The organism is Pseudomonas sp. SCA2728.1_7 (assembly GCF_018138145.1).
Lineage (GTDB): Bacteria > Pseudomonadota > Gammaproteobacteria > Pseudomonadales > Pseudomonadaceae > Aquipseudomonas > Aquipseudomonas koreensis_A.
Genome location: NZ_CP073104.1, coordinates 2,153,185 through 2,169,383, shown reverse-complemented (window position 1 = coordinate 2,169,383; position 16,199 = coordinate 2,153,185). Strand labels below are relative to the sequence as shown.

Below are 16,199 nucleotides of genomic sequence, written 5' to 3'. Positions count from 1 at the left end.
GCCAACCTCACAAAATCGCGGCGGCCTTGGTCAGGAACCAGATGATGATCACCACCAGCAGGGCGCCGATGCCAACCACCGCGCCGAGGTCTTTCCAGGTCTTGCGCTGGTTCTGCACGTCGGCATACACGGTCAGGGAATGCCACGCCACGCCCAAAAAAGCGAGCAGGGCGATCAGTAAGCCGAGCAGGATACCGCCGTCGTAGGCGTAGTTTTTGATCGTCTCGATCAATCCGGAACCTTCACCACGTGAAGGAGCTTCCATGGTCGGGAGTTCGGCAAAAGCCAGGCTTGGACCGAGTACCAACAGCAGACCGATCAGGCGCTGACTGGCACGATCACGCAGGTTGTTTTTCAGGGGGACAAGGCACTTGAGCATGACGGCGATCTCCTGGGTTAGGACAGGGTGAAGAACATCAGGACCAACAATGCGAGCAGCACGCGCGCGGCGCTGCCGCCAAACGCGCCGAAGCGCACACTGCCTGTCGCCCATCCCCGGTAAGCCGTCCACATCACCCAGGCGCACCAAAGCAACGCCAGAACGAGCACCAGGGATAGCCAGAGCGTCGAACTGCTCTGCGGTGAGAAACCGGATGCGTTTTGGAACGCTGAGGTTTGGGCGTCAGTCATGCTCATGGCGAGGGCTCCGCGTGCGGAGCGTCAACGCGGTAATCGCCCGCTAGTTCATCGGTATCGCGGGGTTGAGCGCGGGAGGGGGACAGGTACCCCTGTATCCCTTGGCGGATGCGCTGGAGATCCTGAGCCAGGCGGGGGTAGTCGAAGCGATAACGTTCGTTGGGGGCAGATGTGCTGGCTTCCTCGGCACGCGTGGCAAGGTGTTCGATCGTGTCGAGTTGCTGCAGGATCAGACTGAGCTGATCCTGTTCTTGAGCGGAGGCGGCGTAGACGCTGCTATGGACGATGGCCAGTGAGAGCAGTAACCAGCAGCGAAAGGCGGTAGTCGGCATGATTCTGCCCCATGTGAATATGGGGTCAGAATTGAGCTAATAGAGGGGTTGTTCAGTAAGAAAAGCGAGTGACGGTGGATCGCTTTTTCTGGGGGAGCGCTGGAGATGTTTACTTGCAGCTATGTGGCCCTTCAGCCTTTGGTGAAAAATGGTTGGGGATTTTGGGCGACTCCACTCTTCTCAATGAGCTTCGTCGAACGGGTAACGAAAGATGATGATCGCGTGGCTCAGGCTGTGTGAAAACGCATACACCGGTTTGTAGTCTGCGTTGCTACGTGAAATCTGCCAGCGTCTGGTTAATCCGCAGACCTAAAATTTTCGTGGGAACGCGACTTTCGTTCCAGTCCTGACTGTCAAACTTGCCCTTAGAACGTTTTCACACTACCTCGATCGTTTTCCGCCGGTCGCGATAGGCAGAAATCGGCCGATTCTGTTGAAAAACTCGGATTTTCAGCTCGCCTGAGCTCAGGCACGCCAACCACTGGAGAAACTACTCACCACGTTGAGTGGTTTCTCGGCTCTTCGTTGACCTTTGCTGCTCTGTTATTGGGTTGGTTTGAGGTTTTTTGCTTGGTGCAGACGCACCTATCCCGTGACCGGTGGCCATTGAGATGTAAATTTGGCCAGCCGTCGCAGGTTCTGTGCCGCAGCGGCCAGGGAGAATTCATCAGTCGCGCCACTCATGCCACGTAGTTGCAAGCGATTAAGTTTCAGGATGCGCTTGAGGTGGGCAAACAACATTTCGACCTTTTTACGTTCGTGGCGAGAGCGCACGTATTGCGCCGTCGCTGCGATGCGCCGAGCCACATCACGAGCGGCTTCATGGCCGCTGCGAGCGAGCCTGCGAAACGCAGTGTTCGGGCAGCACTTGGATTTCGTCGGACAGGCTACGCAGCGAGGACTTCTTGTTTCCGACCCGGTTGCACAACTCAGACCATCTATCCACCAGGCAATACGCTTGAATAGTCAAAGCATGGGTGACAACCATTGGCCAACAAAACTGCACGCATGGCTTGGGCGATGCTGCACAACGGCACTGATTACCAACTGGATCGGGCAGCGGCCTGACCCATTCATCCGGGAGAAGCCCCACACACCTCGATTGCGAAGCAACTCGAGCAATGGCAAACCGGTCGAACCGGCGTCGGCAAAACCCTTAATGTCCAGGTGCGTAAAGCACGTAAAAGCGATTGGGAGCCGACGCGCGAATAGCCCATCATGGCCCTGCATCAAAACGATGCCGTAGTAAGAGGCCGAATATGTGCAGTCGGCACGGGCGCCAAAGCAAAGGAGGTTTGTAACGAGGAGGAGTCCATATACGAATTTACGAAGATCGTTGTACATGGGATTCTTCATCAAAATAACCACAACCGCCAGCCAGCTCAACTCACTAAAGAGATGATTGCTGATCAGGTCGAGCCAACGCAGATGGGTATATAGGGCTGGGCACTGAAAAATGGCCGAATTGAGGCCAATACTCAAACGGAGGAGCTGATTTATCTGCACCTAGTGCCCCGAGACAATGGTTCAGTTCAGAAAGGCGGATTCAAATTTAAGGGAATGTTCTACGTTTGCGATTTGGCCATTGAACAGAACTAGTTTGCTCGTGCCCGACATAGGGGGCGTCGACGACGTCCGATTGTATTTCCGTGAGTCGCGTACGAATAAAGGACTGAATGGGGTCTATGCGTGGACTAAAAAAAGATTGTAGCGTGAAGACGGTGGCTCGCGTCACGGCGAACAGCACCCGACAGCATTGGCAGGTTACGCTGCTGGCTACCGAATACTTGATGATGAAACCACGCTCCAATCTCAGGTCAGTACAGGGTTGATACTTTCAGCCCCTTGGCGGAGCCGCCCCTTTGACTGCTATGCGTTGTCGGCGCATTAGGTAAGGCTGACCAATCATGAACAAAAGTTTCTAGAGGGCGCCTATGCGTAGGTTGGCAGTTCACATGGCACGCCGCGTAATTAAATTTCTCTGGACCTTGATGCAATCTTCCTGGTCTCGAATGGTACTGTGGTAAGCCCGTGTATTAATAATGTATGGAGTTCGAACAGTTGAATGCGCCGCATTTTGGTTGTGACAGCCATGATGGTATTTCGGCGGGTGTACTGCTCGGGATTCAGTTTGAAACGCCGTTGGGGCTGGATGGTCGCACGCGCGACTGATGGGTTTTCTGGCCGTTTTCGCTTGAGGGGACGACGGCCGAGCGCTTGGCAAAGCAGCCTTTTAGGCTGTTTATCCAAGCACCGGTCGTAATGGCGGTGAGTCCATGCTATGACTTTTGCGAAACTTCCGGGGCACTCAGGCCCCCTAGCGCCACGTACTTGAGCTCCAGGTACTCATCCAGCCCGTAGCGCGAGCCCTCGCGGCCAAGCCCCGATGTCTTGACGCCGCCAAAAGGCGCGACTTCGGTGGAGATCAGCCCTTCGTTGACGCCGACCATGCCCGTTTCCAGCGCTTCCACTACCCGGAACGCCCGCCCGAGGTCGCGGGTATAGACATAGGCCGCGAGGCCGAACGGCGTGTGATTGGCCAGGGCAATGGCCTCGGCTTCGTCTTCGAAGCGGAACAGCGGCGCTACCGGGCCGAATGTTTCCTCGGCGAAGATCTTGGCCTCCAGAGGGACGTCAGCCAGCACCGTCGGCTCGAAGAAGTTGCCGCCCAGTGCATGGCGTTGCCCGCCCGTGAGTATACGGGCGCCTCTCGCACAGGCATCGGCGATGTGCTCTTCGACCTTGGCAACCGCCTGGTCGTCGATCAACGGCCCCTGGGCGACTCCGGGCTCGACGCCGTGGCCCACCACCAAGGCAGCCGAGCGCTCGGCCAGGCGGGCGGCGAAGGTTTCGTAGATTCCAGCTTGAACGAGGAAGCGGTTGGCGGCAATGCAGGCTTGCCCGGTATTGCGGTACTTGGCTGCCATGGCGCCGCTCACCGCAGCTTCAAGGTCGGCATCGTCGAAGACGATGAAAGGCGCATTGCCGCCCAGTTCCATGCTGGTCTTCTTGATGGTGGGAGCGCACTGGGCCAACAGGCGAGCGCCGATCTCGGTTGAGCCGGTGAAGGACAGCTTGCGTACCACCGGGCTGTCAGTCAAGGCCTGGCCAATTGGCTGGGCAGCGCCGGTGACGATGTTGCAGAGCCCCGCCGGCAATCCTGCGCGCTCGGCCAGCACCCCCAGCGCAAGCGCCGACAGCGGCGTTTGACGGGCCGGCTTGATCACGCCGGCGCAGCCGGCGGCCCAGCCTGGTGCCGCCTTGCGGGTGATCATCGCCGCTGGGAAATTCCACGGCGTGATGGCAGCGAACACACCGATGGGCACCTTCTGCACCAGGATGAGCCGCCCCGGGACGTTCGGCGGAATCAGGTCACCGTATGCACGCTTCGCCTCTTCAGCGAACCATTCGATGAAGCCGGCGGCATACTTCAACTCGCCGTAGGCTTCGGTCAGCGGCTTGCCCTGCTCGGAGGTCAGGATCAGCGCCAGGTCGTCAATGTTGTCCAGCAGCAGATGATGAAGCCGCAGCAGGATCCTTGCCCGCTCGGCGGGCAACTCCTCGCGCCAGCGGCGCTGGGCACGTTCGGCGGCGGCAATGGCGCGCTCGGTCTCGGCCGCCCCGGCGTCGGGGACGAGGGCCAGCAGTTGGCCGTTGGCCGGGTTACGCACCTCCAGGGTTTTGCCACTGTCGGCCTGGACCCAGGCGCCGTCTATCAGCATTGATTCGCGCAACAGGCTGGGGTCACGCAGGGGTAGGTTTTGTAAGGTTGTCACGCCAGATATCTCCTTGGTTGAAAAAGGGAGGGTCATGCCGGATTGCGGCCGACGAAGAAGTCAGCGTCCGGGTCGGCGGTAGGGTTGAGGCCAGCGGCTTCCTGCCCGCGTCGCAGGGCCGCCATGTCGCGGGCGTAGACCCGGCCGGTGGGGTGACGCAGAGGGCCGCCGTTGTAGCCCTGCAGCCAGGACTCGTATTTCCACAGCGCGCGGTTGATCAGCCCGCCGCCAGCCTGGGGAACACTGGCGAACGCTTTACGCGCCGGGTCGATGCGGTGGAAGATCGCTGTCGCTTCGTCGAAGCGGCCCTCTTGGATCAGGCGGTGGACTTGCGGCAGCACGGGGCCGTAGTAGGCCGAGAAGTTGGTGCCACAGAACGGAATCGGGATCAGCTGTGCCAGTGGGATATATTCGTGTTCCATGGGCGAGGAGATAACCACTTCCTTGTGGAAGGCGCGGTGAACTTCGATGGCGGCCATAATGTTTGGCGCACCGCCCTCGGCCTTGATCGCAGCCACATTGGGGCAGTCGTCGATCAACCTCCGCAGTAACGACACTGGCAGGTCACTCGGGTCCAGTCGCGAGAAGCCCCAGGTCGGGATAGGGAAGAGCATTACGGCCAGTTTGGTGGCGTCACACATCGCCTTGGTGTAGGTGTAGATCTCTTCCAGCGAACGCGGGTGGAAGTACGGCGGGTAGCCCAGCAGCACCAGTTCGGCCCCGGCCGCCTCGGCCCGGCGCACGGCTTCGATGTTGTCTTCCAGGGTGTTGAACACCGCGTGGTGGACAACGAACAGGCGACCCGCGGCCTCGTCCACGGCAATGCGCACGAACTGCTCGTACTCGTCCATGGTGATGGCGACCTCGGAACAGCTCAAGGTGCCGACGAAGCCGTGGGCGATGCTGGTCTGGATGTCGTGCCGAATGGCTTTTTCATTGAGGTGTTTGAAGTCCGATGTGACGGTGGGGATCGTCACGTTGGCAACGCCAACGAGGTGTTCGCGGGCCCATTCACGGGCTTCATTGCGGCTGTAGCTGGCCATGATTGGCTCCTTTAGCGTTTGGTTTCGAAGTTGATGGGCAGGGGGGTGGCCAAACCGGCCTGAAGCGCCTTTTCCAGGATCAGTTCGGCCACCACAATATCCTGCAGGCCGCTGCCGACAGACTTGTAAAGAAGCGACTGAGCCGAGCGGATGCGCTGCGCGTGATTGCCGTTGAGCAGGTCGCCGAGGGAGATCGCCTTGGCGCGCACGTCGATCCCGGCAGCGCTTGCGGCAATCATGTCGCCGGTTTGTTCCAGCACTTCCTCGAGCATGTCGGCGATGATCAGATCGCTTCTGGCAATCACCGAGACATCCACTTCGCGCTGCTCGGGTACGGTCGAGCCGATGGAGTACACCTGTGCGCCAGCGGCTAGCCATTCGCCGTTCAGGATCGGCTGTTCGCCGCGCGAACGGGCCGCCGCCAGAACCAGTTCGGAGCCCTCCACGGCGGCCTGGGCGGAATCGACCTGGCGTGCACTGACCCCAAGATCTCGGCTGACGGCTTCAGCAAACGCTGCGCGGCGTTCAGGTGTCGGGCTGAAGACGACAACCTCGCTGAGCGGGCGGACACTGGCGAATGCACGCACATGCATGGCGGCTTCCAGGCCACTGCCAAGCACCGCCAGCCGGGCCGGCCCCGCTGGGGCCAGGCGGTCCAGCGCTGCTGCGGTGGCGGCGGCGGTGCGCAGACCAGTGACCAGGTTGCCGTCGACGAAGGCGGCGATGCGGCTGGTCTGTCGATCGAAGAGCACGATCACGTACTCCACGCCCGGCAGGTCGGCGCCCAATGCCATGCCCATCAGCTTGGCACCGTAGTAACGCCCGCCTGGGGGGATGGCTGGAAGGGTGCGCAACCAGGTCCGGTCAGCGCTGGCGATGGTGCGCGGCGGCACGGCACTTGGCACTGGAGGCCGGGCATAGGCGGCCTGCAGGGCAGAGATGGCGTCCGGCCAATTGAACACTTCACGCACGGCCGCGCTGGAAACGAATACCGGCGAGGTCTGCGGCGCGCTCATGACCGACGCTCCGTAGGCCGCGTGCCAGTCAGGCACGAGTGTATGAGGGTGCTGCTGAAGCTGTGATGCATTGGGAAGCCTCCGAAGCTGGGGGGGACTGCTGGAGCGGCGGACTACACCGCCCAATCAAACTAAATCGACTAATTGACATGTGTCAATTAATAAATTGAATGATCTTAATTATTTATTGAGGTGCTGGAGAGTGCGTCTGTCACCTTGCAAGCGCTATTGGCACGGCCTACCATGGCGGCTTTGATATGCAGGAAAGAACTGGCGTAATGAGCGACGACGATGCCTTGCGGCTGAGCGAATACATTGAACAGGCGGCTGCCCGCGGCGACACACGGCTGCCCCCGGAGCCCAAGCTTTGCGAGGAACTGGGTATTTCCCGGGGGCGGTTGCGCACTCTTTTACGGCGCCTGGAGGAGCAGGGGCGGATCTGGCGACACGTTGGCAAGGGCACCTTCATCGGCTCCCGTCAGGCGGTGATGGACGACCACGCCTGGGCTTCGGCCATCAGCATCAGCGACATCATCGGTGCCCGCATCCTGCTGGAGCCGCAGTTGGCCGGGCAGGCGGCCATCCATGCCACTCCTGCTGACCTTGCGGCGATGCGCCAAAGCCTGGTGGACATGGCGGCCGCTGGCAGCTATCTGGAATGGAAGCGCCAGGACGAGACCCTGCACCGGGCGATCGCCGTAGCCACTCACAACACCTTGTTGCTGATGCTCTACGACAGCCTGCGGCTGCAAGCGCAGCTTGGCCTGGATGCAAAGATCGAGAGCGTGTTTGGCCAGGCCGATGCACCCAAGTCAGAGACCCATAGCGAGCACCTGGCAATACTCGAAGCCATCGCCGGGCACGATCCGCTGCTGGCTGAGCAGCGAATGCGCAGCCATCTGCAGTCGGTACGTGCCCGGATGTTCGCGCCACGCTAGATCGGCCGGCGCAACAGCTCGAGGGTCTGATGCATGACCTGGGCATGGGCCTGTGGCCCGCCGCCACTCAGTTCGATGTGGCCAAGGGTGGCCGATGCCTGCACCACCAGGTTTGCACGGTCGAAATGGCGGCCGGCGTAAGCGGTCAGTGCGCCTTCCAGCGAATGGCGGCGACCCAGTTCCTCCGCCAGGATTAGAGCGCCCTCAATGGCGATGCCGGCGCCCGAGGCCAGCTGCGGAGTGGTCGCGTGCACCGTGTCGCCGAGCAGCACCAACCGACCGCGGTGCCAGGGCGCCGGAATCATGTGCCCGGCCAGCGGGCGGTACAACAGGTGCGGGTCTGGCAGGCTGCCGTCGAGCAGCCCCCGGCGGATGTCCGCCAGCTCACCGGTGAAAGGCACCATCAGGTCGGCGAAAATCTCCGGCCAGGCTGTTGGCGGAATGAAATCCAGGCCGTCGCGCTTGTACAGCAGGTAGAGATAGCACTGATCGTCGCTGATGGGGTTGATGCCCGCCTTGATCGTATCGCTCAGGTACATGGTGGAGTTTTCGTGCAGGCGGGGCACGATTGCCCGCCAGCAACCCTGGCCGGTGAACACCGGGCCGGCGAAGTCCGGGAATACTAGGCGGCGTAAGGCAGAGTTGATGCCGTCGGCGCCAACTACAAGGTCGTAGCGACCACCGCTGCCGTCGCTGAATAGAACGTCGACGCCATCGGAGTCCTGGGTGATGCTTTCAAAGTTGAGCCCCAAGCGCACAGTGGCACCGGCAGCGCGGGTGGCGGCGCTGAGAATCTTCGCCAGCACAGGCCGCTGGATACCCGCCGCGCTGGGCAAGTCCTCGGCGCCGAGCGCTGGCGCAATGGGCACGGTACGCAGCAGGTTGCCCTGGGCGTCACGCAGGTCAATGGCGCGCCACCAGCCGCCCAAGCGCAGGACTTCGTCCACTACGCCGACCTCGCGCAAGGCTCGTAGGCTGGGGCCACTGATGGTGATGCCAGCGCCATCCGGCGCCCAGGCGGGATTGAGTTCGACCAATTCGACGGCAATGCCTAGCTTGCGCAGTTGGATCGCGGCGCACATGCCGCCCACGCCGCCGCCGATGATCAGCGCTTTCTGAATAAGAGCCATGGTGCTTCTCCAAATGAATCAGGCGACGCCGCCGCCCAGCCGTTCGGCCAGCCAGTCGGCGATGAGGTTGCCAGCGTTGCTGGGGTTGTCCAGCGAGTTGTGTTCGACGCCGCCCTCGCGCTCGGTGAACACCACCAGTTCGCGGTCCGGGCTGTTCACCAGCTGGTCAAAGGTGCGCTGGGCGTACTGCAGGGGGATTTGCCGGTCCTGCTCGCCGTGGGTGACCAGGAAGGGCACACGGATGCGTTCCAAGATCCCGTCAAGATGCATGTGCTGCGCCTTGGCCATGAAGTCGTCGAAACTACTGGCGCCAAAGACCCACTGCACGTGCTGCCAGTAGTGCGGTACCGGATTCTCGCCTTCGCGGCGCCGCCGTGCCTCCTGCACTGCGCGCCAGTCGTGGTTCGCTCCCCACACCGCGGCACAAGCGAATCGTGGCTCGAAGGCCACCGCCCGTGGGCAGTAATAGCCACCCAGGGAGACGCCGAGGGCAGCGATGCGCGTCGGGTCCACCTCAGGATGTTGCTGCAGCCAATCGACTACCGGAGTGGCCCATGCCTCGCTGTCGTGACGAGCCGGTAGGCCATGCAAGCGCAAGGCTTCGCCGGTACCCGGCTGGTCGACGAACAGCGCAGACAGGCCGCGCTGGGCGAAAAGCCGGCCCATTACGCTTTTCTGCAGCATCTCCTTGGTGCTGTCGAGGCCGTTCATGATCACCACGATCGGCGCCCGTGCCCCTGGAGCAAGGCCGCCGGCGCGCACGTATAGGGCGCTCAGGTGACCTTCGCCGTAGGGGATTTGCACCCGTGCGCAGTTTTCCCGGCTCAGGCGTCGGGCCTGGTCGAACAGCACTAGGGAATGTTGGTAGAGCGCCAGCCGGTGCTTGAAGCCGTGCGCCTGCATACGTTCTGCGAGGCTGTAATAGAGGGCAGCACGCCCCAGCTTCTCGCCTGCGGAAAGGCGCCGATTGCGCGCCAGGTCGTCGTCGGCAAGGGCCACCAGGCGGTCGCCACCGCTTTTCCAGGCAGCGTAGAAAGCTTCGGTGCCAGGATCGTCGCCGGCCAGGGCGGCATCGCGCAGCGGCGCGCACATGGTGTTCACCTCGCCGATGTTGCCGCCGTGGGTAAGGGCGATGATCGCTGACAGGCTCCACACATAGTTGGTTGGGAAGTACTGAAACATGGTGATGACCTCGTTCAGGCTTGGTTCAGGGCTGATGGAGCGGGCAGTTGGTCGGGAATCCAGATATTTCCCGCACCATCTATTCGTGCTGGCACCGGGACCAGATACCGCCCCACGCACGGCCCGGCAAAGCAATGGCCGGTGCGCAGGTCGAAGTGCGCCGAGTGGGCGTAGCAGACGATGTGCTGACCGTCGGCCGAGAGAAACTGGTCGCGCTGGTATTCCAGAGGGCGGTGGTTGTGCGGGCAGTCGTTGAGCCAGACGATCACTTCGGCGCCGCGCCGGATGGCGAACACCCGGTCATGCCGGCCCTCGCGCAGCAGGCCTCGGGCGAGGTGGTCTGGCAGCTCGTCGCGGTGGCAAAGACGGCGCTCCATGGTGGCTGCCTCACTCACCGGGGGCCCATTTATCGACACCCTCGAAAAGGAATATCTGCGAATTGTCTGCACCGGGCTCCAGCGCCCGCGGCACCCAGCTGTCGTCGTGGTGATCCATGTCGGCGTCAAATTCCATGACGGCGCCAAAGGGACTGTTGAAGTACCAGAAGAAGTTGCTGCCCATCAGATGCCGTCCCGGCCCCCAGAAGCTTTGGTAGCCCTTTTGCTGGAAGCGCCAGCCTTGCTGCAGTACCTCGCCCGCCGAGCCGAAGTGGAAGGTGAAGTGGTTGCAGCCGACCATGTGCTCGTTATGGCTGTGCAGCATGAACAGCGTGTGGTGATCATGGGTCCCGGCAGGGCGCATGAACGGCCCCAGTTGGTTGAGACGATCAGTCACCACGAAGCCCAGGCGCCGGTAGAACGCCTCGGCCTTGGCAGCGTCTTCGACGAAGTACACCACATGGGACAGTGAGCGTGGCTTGATCACTGCCGAGGGGTCAGCGCCGCAGTCGTTGGGCGCGCGCCCCGGCGTCTGGCCCGGCACGTTGAAGCCCAGGCGCGGCGCGTGGATCGGCTGGCGCCGAGCGCGCTGAAAGGCAATGCCGAAGCCGGAATCGTCGAGGCAGTGCAGTGTGCCGTCGGCATCTACGCTCACCTCGCGATCGGCGCCCAGCAGGCGGTACAACTGCACCAGGGTGGCGTCGTCGGCGACCCCATAATGGGTTTCGCGCAGGCAGGGAGAGCATGCGCCGGGCGGCAGTGGCGGCAGGCCGGAGTGGTCACTGCGGCGCACGATCACGCCGGTGCTATCCAGGGCAATGTAGGTACCGCCGACCTCGGGGTCGTACTCGCTGACGTCCAGGCCGTAATCCAGCAGATACCGGTGGGCGGCGGCCAGGTCTTCGACGCCGAAGGTCAGGTATTGCAGACCGATGATATTCATGGCTGATGACTCCATATAGCTAGCGACCTGGCGTGGCGGCCAGGTGGACGGGCATGGGATAGCCGCACGGCGGGCGATTGTCGTACCGCAGCGGAATTAGAAGGATGGTGGGGCAGCGAACGCTAGCGTCGGGCTGAGCGATGCAGGCGGGTGACGAATACTGCCACGCAGGCGTAGCGGGCTGCGGAATGTTCGGCGGTGATGAGGTAAGACAGGAGCTGAGGCATGGCGATTTCTCTGGTCGGTTCTTGTTCTGGACACCCCACGTGTGGCGGAGTGTGAGCCATGCTCCCTTGGCTGCATGGCTCGCCTCGATAAGCTACGCAGCGTCCAGTCATACGAGAAATCTTAATTTGGCATACGAAGCATTCGATCGATGGATACCTGTGGACTGGTATGCCGCTGCCGTGGGTTGCTGTTCAGACGTCTGGCATGGCTGCCGCGCTTTCCACGATCAGGCTGCGTAGCCAGCTCAGCCCAGGATCATGCTGCTGGTGACGATTCCACTGGATGGCCATGACCAGCCTGGGTGCATCCCAGGGTACCGGCAGAATCTTCAGCGGAAGCTCGCGCGCACACTGCTGGGCCAGGCGCAGATGCATGGTGGCGATGCGCAGGGTGCCCGGCAGGAACGTGGGCACGTTGCTAAAGGCGTTGGTGATGACCTCGACACGGCGCTCGAAGTTGTAGCGATTGAGAAACCACTCGTCCATCGACGGCACCCGCTGCATACCCCATCGCACCAGGACGTGCCCCATCTGCTTGTACTGCTCGAACGACAGGCTGTCGCCAACCAGGGGGTTGTCCTGGCAGGTCATGCAGACGAAACGGTCCTCGAAAATCGTCAGGCTCGGATGGTCGTCGCCCAGGTGGGTGGCCGGCAACACCAGAAGGTCGACGTTCCCTCGTTCGAGCGTTTCCCGCGGGGTGTCGTTGGGCGGGATCATTTCCAGGCTGGCCATCGGTGCCAGTTCGTTCAGGCGCCTGCTGACCTGAGGCAACAGCACGGTGCAGACGTAGTCCGAGGCCATCAGCACAAATTTGCGCTGCGACTGAGCCGGCTCGAACTCGGCTCGGTTTTCCAGCGTGGAGCGCATCTGGATCAGCAAGTCGCGAACGGGCTGGATGAGTGCTTCGCCTTTGGGCGTGCGGACCATCTTGCGTCCGTTGGGTACCAGCAATTGGTCCTGGAAGTATTCCCGCAGGCGGGCGAGTGCGGCGCTGGTGGCCGGCTGGCTGAGAAACAGCCGTTCCCCGGCACGGGTGATGTTCTGCTCGACCAGCAGAGCGTCGAGCACCACCAGAAGGTTGAGATCAAGGCCATGAAAGCGCATTGGACGTCTCCTTGCCCGGTGCGGTCCGGGATTGTTTTTGTTGGCGGAGGGTGCGTGCGAGCCATCCAACGTGTTTATGCCTCGTATGTCAATAAACGATTTCACAGATGCCTGACGGGTGCATACCATCAAGTCACACCCGCCATCCAGGTCGAAGAACCTGGTGTCAGCCTGGCACCGATGTCTGGCCTATAACAACAAAAAAACCGGAGCACATCATGCAGCCGTCCCGCCCTCTTCGTGCCAGCGTTTCGCCGCCCATCTACTGCTTGGATTCGTTCGCCCGCCTGGCATCAAGCGGGCGCTAGACGCGCATCGTAACGCCATTCATACCACGGCCCGGGCGCCCATGCGCTGCCGAGCCCGGCATTGCACGAGGCACCACTATGGCAAGCAACCCTCTCAAAGGCTGGCAGGTAGACCGCGCCAGCATCCAGTTCATCGGCCACGACCTGCAGCGCCCCGAGTGCATCGTCGCCCAGCCTGACGGCACGCTGTGGAGCGCGGATGCCCGCGGCGGGGTGATGCGCATCGCTCCGGACGGCAGCCAGCAACTCCTGGCTCCGATCGCCCCAGTCAGCGAACCGGCAGATTTCCAGCAGCGCTACGTGCAGTCCCAGGGGGCCTCGCTGCCCAATGGCCTGGCACTGACCGCCGAAGGCGACTTCATCATCTGCAACTGGGGTCTGGACCGTATCGAGCGACTTGATCGCCAAGGTCACGTCCATGTGCTGCACGACCACCTGGAAGGCAAGGCACTGGGCAAGACCAACTTCCCGCTGATCGATTCCAAGGGCCGCATCTGGTTCACCGTGACGACCACGATGCAACCCTGGACCGACTCGATCAATTCGGCGGTGCTCGACGGCTACATCGGGGTAATCGATGAAAAGGGCATCCGCGTGGTGGCCGAAGGCTTCGGCGGCACCAACGAGATCCGCTTCGATGACAACGAGCAGTTTCTGTACGTGGTCGAGAGCAATGTCCGGCGAATCTCGCGTTTGCGCGTAGGCCCCGACGCCACGTTGGGCGAGCGCGACGTGTATGGCCCTGCGCAGCTCGAAGGCTTCCCCGACGGCTTTGCCTTCGACAGTTTCGGCAACCTCTGGGTGACACTGGTGATGAGCGACAAGCTGATCGCCATCACCCCCGAAGGCGAGGTGCTGACGCTGCTCGACGACGGGGATCCGCAAGCCACCGCGCGCCTCGACCGGCATTTCGCGGACAAGACCCTGACGCCCGAGATCATGCAGGCCGCCCGCGGCACCTTGGCGCCGTGGATGGCCAGCCTCACCTTCGGCGGCCCCGACCTTCGCACCGTCTACTTGGGCAGCCTGCAAGGCACCCGCATTCCCTTCTTCAGAGCACCGGTGGCCGGCCAGCCGCTGATCCACTGGCGCTAGTTTTCCATACCTCGTTGCAACAGGAGTCCCGCATGATCCGTCAACTCAAACAAGGCCGGCCCGCAGAAGCGAAAGCCGAGCTCAATGCCCAGGTGCGTACCACCGTCGAAGAGATCCTCGCTGCCATTGAGCACCGCGGCGAGGCAGCGTTGCGCGAGTATTCCAGCCACTTCGACAACTGGGCCCCGGATGATTTCCGGCTGACATCCGAACAGATCCAGGCATGCATCGACAGCCTCAGCCCGGAGGCACTGGACGACATCCGTTTCGCCCAGGCGCAGATCCGTCGTTTTGCCCAGATCCAGCTGCATTCGCTGCGCGACGTCGAGGTCGAGACCATGCCCGGCGTGGTGCTGGGGCACCGCAACATCCCGGTTAACTCGGTGGGTTGCTATATCCCGGGCGGCAAGTATCCCCTGTTGGCATCGGCGCACATGAGCGTGCTGACCGCCAAGGTCGCTGGCGTCAAGCGGGTGATCGCCTGCGCACCGCCTTTCGGGGGCAAGCCGTCCAACGAAATCGTTGCTGCCATGGCCCTGGCTGGCGCCGACGAAATCTACGTGATGGGCGGGGTACAGGGCGTAGCTGCCATGGCCTTGGGTACCGAGAAGATTGCGCCGGTGGACATGATCGTTGGTCCGGGTAATGCCTATGTGGCCGAGGCCAAGCGCCAGCTGTTCGGCCGGGTGGGTATCGACCTGTTCGCCGGTCCCACCGAGACCATGGTGATCTGCGATGACAGTGTCGACGCCGAACTGGTGGCTGTGGACCTGCTCGGCCAGGCCGAGCATGGCCCGACCTCGCCGGCCTACTGCTTGACCACCAGCACACGTATCGCCGAAGAGTTGCCGGCGGCCATCGAACAGGTGCTCAGCCGCCTGGACACCGCACCGGTGGCCAGCGTCGCCTGGCGTGACTATGGCGAGATCATCTTGTGTGACAGCGATGAGGAGATGCTCGCCGAGTCCGAGCGCCTATGCTCCGAGCATGTCCAGGTCATGACCCGCGATCCGGACTGGTTCCTCGAGCGCATGACTTGCTATGGCGGGTTGTTCCTGGGCCACCGTACCAATGTGTCCTACGGTGACAAGGTGATCGGCACCAACCACACCCTGCCGACTCAGGGCGCTGGCCGCTATACCGGCGGCCTGTGGGTGGGCAAGTTCATCAAGACCCACACCTACCAGCGCATTCTCACTGATGAGGCGAGCGTGGCCATGGGTGAGGTGTGCTCGCGGTTGTGCGCCCTGGAGCATTTCTCCGGGCACAAGGAGCAGGCTGACATCCGCGTGCGTCGCCTGAAGAAAACCGTGTGAGGGGCCGGGCCATGCAAGCACTCGAAGGCAAGGTGGCGGTGGTCACCGGCGCTACCGGAGGTCTGGGCGAGGCGATTGCCCGCGCCCTGGCCGGCGCCGGCGCCGCACTAGTGCTGGGCTACAACCGCGGACGCGAAGCTGCCGAGCGTTTGGCCCTGGCCTTGCCGGCCTGTGCCGAAGGCCACAGGCCGATGCAGGCCACGGTCACCGACAGCGAGAGTTTGGCCAGCCTGGCCCGGGAGGTGAAGGCGGCCTATGGGCGGTGCGACATCCTGGTCAACTGCGCGGGCACCACGCGCTATGTTGCCCACGCCGACCTGGCCGCGCTGGATGACACGCTGATCGACCAGATCCTGGCGACCAACGTGCGCGGGCCCATCGCTTGCGTACGGGCACTGCAGCCGCTACTGGCGGCAGGCGAGGGCGGCCTGGTGGTCAATATCAGTTCAATTGCCGCGCGCACGGCCATGGGCAGCAACATCGCCTATTGCGCCTCCAAGGCCGCGCTGGACAACCTGACCTGCTCGCTGGCCCGTGCCCTGGCTCCGGCTATCCGTGTGGTCTCGGTAGCACCGGGCCTGGCTGACACCGAGTTTGTCCAGGGCCTGGATGCCGCATGGCGTGACCGCCAGGCGGCGGCCACGCCGCTGGGGCGCCTGGCGTTGCCGGAGGAGGTGGCCAACGCGGTGTTGGCGGTGGCCAGCCAGTTGACCTTCACCACCGGCGCGGTGATCCCCGTCGATGGCGGCCGGTCGTTGAATTAGGAGCGCGCG

16 protein-coding genes and 2 pseudogenes are annotated in these 16,199 nt (G+C 62.5%); 5 read left to right on the top strand and 13 right to left on the bottom strand.

The genetic code is table 11. The features are described from left to right. Window positions 1-7: 7 nt before the first annotated feature. The 4 genes and pseudogenes from KBP52_RS09560 to KBP52_RS09545 all read right to left on the bottom strand — a co-directional run. Window positions 8-379: a TIGR03745 family integrating conjugative element membrane protein gene (locus KBP52_RS09560; RefSeq protein WP_003174125.1), complete on the bottom strand. Its 372-nt coding sequence runs from the start codon at window positions 377-379 to the stop codon at window positions 8-10. A 17-nt stretch (window positions 380-396) separates the two neighbouring features. Then, on the bottom strand, window positions 397-636 hold the full coding sequence (locus KBP52_RS09555; RefSeq protein ID WP_012723194.1) for a TIGR03758 family integrating conjugative element protein: 240 nt from the start codon (window positions 634-636) through the stop codon (window positions 397-399). Beyond that, complete coding sequence (locus tag KBP52_RS09550; RefSeq protein WP_012723195.1) at window positions 633-968, bottom strand: RAQPRD family integrative conjugative element protein; 336 nt, start codon at window positions 966-968, stop codon at window positions 633-635. The genes KBP52_RS09555 and KBP52_RS09550 overlap by 4 nt, the downstream gene beginning before the upstream one ends. Before the next feature lie 585 nt (window positions 969-1,553). Then, a pseudogene (locus tag KBP52_RS09545) lies at window positions 1,554-1,853 on the bottom strand (transposase); the annotation flags it as partial. On the opposite strand from KBP52_RS09545, the pseudogene KBP52_RS30505 reads away from it, so the two are divergent. Next, window positions 1,853-1,927, top strand: a pseudogene (locus tag KBP52_RS30505) (integrase); the annotation flags it as partial. The pseudogenes KBP52_RS09545 and KBP52_RS30505 sit on opposite strands and share 1 nt — an antisense overlap. A gap of 7 nt (window positions 1,928-1,934) precedes the next feature. Here KBP52_RS30505 and KBP52_RS09540 read toward each other — a convergent pair. The 4 genes from KBP52_RS09540 to KBP52_RS09525 all read right to left on the bottom strand — a co-directional run bounded on the left by KBP52_RS09540 (window position 1,935) and on the right by KBP52_RS09525 (window position 6,803). Further along, window positions 1,935-2,450, bottom strand: a complete 516-nt coding sequence (locus tag KBP52_RS09540) for a hypothetical protein (RefSeq protein ID WP_148270903.1) — start codon at window positions 2,448-2,450, stop codon at window positions 1,935-1,937. Window positions 2,451-3,247: 797 nt separating this feature from the next. Continuing rightward, window positions 3,248-4,780, bottom strand: a complete 1,533-nt coding sequence (locus tag KBP52_RS09535; protein ID WP_052308639.1) for an NAD-dependent succinate-semialdehyde dehydrogenase — start codon at window positions 4,778-4,780, stop codon at window positions 3,248-3,250. Then, on the bottom strand, window positions 4,777-5,787 hold the full coding sequence (locus KBP52_RS09530; RefSeq protein WP_043205071.1) for a dihydrodipicolinate synthase family protein: 1,011 nt from the start codon (window positions 5,785-5,787) through the stop codon (window positions 4,777-4,779). Before KBP52_RS09530 ends, KBP52_RS09535 begins: the two co-directional genes overlap by 4 nt. An 11-nt stretch (window positions 5,788-5,798) precedes the next feature. Further along, window positions 5,799-6,803, bottom strand: a complete 1,005-nt coding sequence (locus tag KBP52_RS09525; protein WP_012723199.1) for an ornithine cyclodeaminase family protein — start codon at window positions 6,801-6,803, stop codon at window positions 5,799-5,801. A 278-nt stretch (window positions 6,804-7,081) separates the two neighbouring features. Between KBP52_RS09525 and KBP52_RS09520 the strand changes: the two genes are divergently transcribed. Then, window positions 7,082-7,741, top strand: a complete 660-nt coding sequence (locus KBP52_RS09520; protein WP_043205073.1) for an FCD domain-containing protein — start codon at window positions 7,082-7,084, stop codon at window positions 7,739-7,741. On the opposite strand, the gene KBP52_RS09515 is transcribed toward KBP52_RS09520, so the two are convergent. The 5 genes from KBP52_RS09515 to KBP52_RS09495 all read right to left on the bottom strand — a co-directional run bounded on the left by KBP52_RS09515 (window position 7,738) and on the right by KBP52_RS09495 (window position 12,707). Further along, on the bottom strand, window positions 7,738-8,871 hold the full coding sequence (locus KBP52_RS09515) for an FAD-dependent oxidoreductase (RefSeq protein ID WP_012723201.1): 1,134 nt from the start codon (window positions 8,869-8,871) through the stop codon (window positions 7,738-7,740). The genes KBP52_RS09520 and KBP52_RS09515 overlap by 4 nt on opposite strands. An 18-nt stretch (window positions 8,872-8,889) precedes the next feature. Next, a complete protein-coding gene (locus tag KBP52_RS09510) occupies window positions 8,890-10,053 on the bottom strand; it encodes a prolyl oligopeptidase family serine peptidase (protein ID WP_012723202.1) in 1,164 nt (387 codons plus the stop codon). Between the two features lie 14 nt (window positions 10,054-10,067). Further along, entirely contained in the window at window positions 10,068-10,430 is a 363-nt protein-coding gene (locus KBP52_RS09505) for a Rieske 2Fe-2S domain-containing protein (protein WP_012723203.1), read from the bottom strand. A gap of 10 nt (window positions 10,431-10,440) precedes the next feature. Beyond that, complete coding sequence (locus KBP52_RS09500) at window positions 10,441-11,373, bottom strand: VOC family protein (RefSeq protein ID WP_012723204.1); 933 nt, start codon at window positions 11,371-11,373, stop codon at window positions 10,441-10,443. Between the two features lie 419 nt (window positions 11,374-11,792). After that, window positions 11,793-12,707, bottom strand: coding sequence for a LysR family transcriptional regulator (locus KBP52_RS09495; RefSeq protein ID WP_122318596.1), 915 nt, complete (start codon window positions 12,705-12,707; stop codon window positions 11,793-11,795). Between the two features lie 386 nt (window positions 12,708-13,093). On the opposite strand from KBP52_RS09495, the gene KBP52_RS09490 reads away from it, so the two are divergent. The 3 genes from KBP52_RS09490 to KBP52_RS09480 are packed head-to-tail and all read left to right on the top strand — an operon-like array spanning window position 13,094 to window position 16,190. Then, complete coding sequence (locus KBP52_RS09490) at window positions 13,094-14,110, top strand: SMP-30/gluconolactonase/LRE family protein (protein WP_012723206.1); 1,017 nt, start codon at window positions 13,094-13,096, stop codon at window positions 14,108-14,110. 32 nt (window positions 14,111-14,142) lie between these two features. After that, on the top strand, window positions 14,143-15,426 hold the full coding sequence (hisD, locus tag KBP52_RS09485) for a histidinol dehydrogenase (protein WP_122318597.1): 1,284 nt from the start codon (window positions 14,143-14,145) through the stop codon (window positions 15,424-15,426). Beyond that, the gene (locus tag KBP52_RS09480; protein ID WP_012723208.1) at window positions 15,423-16,190 is read left to right on the top strand and encodes an SDR family oxidoreductase; all 768 of its coding nucleotides are present in this window, start codon (window positions 15,423-15,425) and stop codon (window positions 16,188-16,190) included. The genes hisD and KBP52_RS09480 overlap by 4 nt, the downstream gene beginning before the upstream one ends. Window positions 16,191-16,199 lie beyond the last annotated feature (9 nt).

What these genes read in the sequence shown, in the direction of transcription:
- KBP52_RS09500 (WP_012723204.1), bottom strand. Translation starts at nt 11,373, where the DNA reads ATGAATATCATCGGTCTGCAATACCTGACCTTCGGCGTCGAAGACCTG.
- KBP52_RS09535 (WP_052308639.1), bottom strand. Translation starts at nt 4,780, where the DNA reads ATGACCCTCCCTTTTTCAACCAAGGAGATATCTGGCGTGACAACCTTA.
- KBP52_RS09495 (WP_122318596.1), bottom strand. Translation starts at nt 12,707, where the DNA reads ATGCGCTTTCATGGCCTTGATCTCAACCTTCTGGTGGTGCTCGACGCT.
- hisD (WP_122318597.1), top strand. Translation starts at nt 14,143, where the DNA reads ATGATCCGTCAACTCAAACAAGGCCGGCCCGCAGAAGCGAAAGCCGAG.
- KBP52_RS09490 (WP_012723206.1), top strand. Translation starts at nt 13,094, where the DNA reads ATGGCAAGCAACCCTCTCAAAGGCTGGCAGGTAGACCGCGCCAGCATC.
- KBP52_RS09505 (WP_012723203.1), bottom strand. Translation starts at nt 10,430, where the DNA reads ATGGAGCGCCGTCTTTGCCACCGCGACGAGCTGCCAGACCACCTCGCC.
- KBP52_RS09525 (WP_012723199.1), bottom strand. Translation starts at nt 6,803, where the DNA reads ATGAGCGCGCCGCAGACCTCGCCGGTATTCGTTTCCAGCGCGGCCGTG.
- KBP52_RS09560 (WP_003174125.1), bottom strand. Translation starts at nt 379, where the DNA reads ATGCTCAAGTGCCTTGTCCCCCTGAAAAACAACCTGCGTGATCGTGCC.
- KBP52_RS09530 (WP_043205071.1), bottom strand. Translation starts at nt 5,787, where the DNA reads ATGGCCAGCTACAGCCGCAATGAAGCCCGTGAATGGGCCCGCGAACAC.
- KBP52_RS09515 (WP_012723201.1), bottom strand. Translation starts at nt 8,871, where the DNA reads ATGGCTCTTATTCAGAAAGCGCTGATCATCGGCGGCGGCGTGGGCGGC.
- KBP52_RS09555 (WP_012723194.1), bottom strand. Translation starts at nt 636, where the DNA reads ATGAGCATGACTGACGCCCAAACCTCAGCGTTCCAAAACGCATCCGGT.
- KBP52_RS09520 (WP_043205073.1), top strand. Translation starts at nt 7,082, where the DNA reads ATGAGCGACGACGATGCCTTGCGGCTGAGCGAATACATTGAACAGGCG.
- KBP52_RS09510 (WP_012723202.1), bottom strand. Translation starts at nt 10,053, where the DNA reads ATGTTTCAGTACTTCCCAACCAACTATGTGTGGAGCCTGTCAGCGATC.
- KBP52_RS09550 (WP_012723195.1), bottom strand. Translation starts at nt 968, where the DNA reads ATGCCGACTACCGCCTTTCGCTGCTGGTTACTGCTCTCACTGGCCATC.